The 618-nt window shown below is 68.6% G+C and carries 1 protein-coding gene; it reads left to right on the top strand.

The genetic code is table 11. The annotated features are described in order from the left end of the window. On the top strand, positions 1-517 hold a 517-nt coding region (locus IG99_RS43525), incomplete at its 5' end, for a DUF3459 domain-containing protein (protein ID WP_037684579.1). Between the last annotated feature and the right edge of the window lie 101 nt (positions 518-618).

Raw genomic sequence — 618 nt, forward strand, 5'->3', positions numbered from 1 at the left:
CCTCTCCCCCACCTGGGGCATCTACAGCGGCTACGAACTGTGCGAGAACACCCCCCTGCGCCAGGGCAGCGAGGAGTACCTCGACTCCGAGAAGTACCAGCTGCGCCCCCGCGACTGGGAGACCGCCGCCCGCGAGAACCGCACCCTCGCCCCCCTCATCACCAAGCTCAACACCATCCGACGCCGCCACCCCGCGTTGCGGCGGCTCAGGAACCTCCGCTTCCACCACACCGACAACGACGCCGTCATCGCCTACAGCAAGCGCACCGGGGCCGACACGGTGATCGTGGTCGTCAATCTCGACCCCCACCACACCCAGGAGGCCACGGTCTCGTTGGACATGCCGCACCTCGGCCTCGATCACGGCGCGTCCCTGTCCGTGCACGACGAGCTGACGGGTGCCACCTACCAGTGGGGCGGCTCCGACTACGTGTGTCTGGATCCCGGCCGGGCGCCGGCCCACGTGCTCCACCTCAGGCGGGCCGCACCGCAGATCGGAGGGTCAAGAGCGTCATGACTGTCAACGAGCCCGTCCCGGACACCTTCGAGGACACACCGGCCAAGGACCGGGACCCGGACTGGTTCAAGCGAGCCGTCTTCTACGAGGTCCTGGTCCGC

It is taken from the genome of Streptomyces griseus subsp. griseus (assembly GCF_000720255.1).
Classification (GTDB): Bacteria; Actinomycetota; Actinomycetes; order Streptomycetales; family Streptomycetaceae; genus Streptomyces; species Streptomyces griseus_I.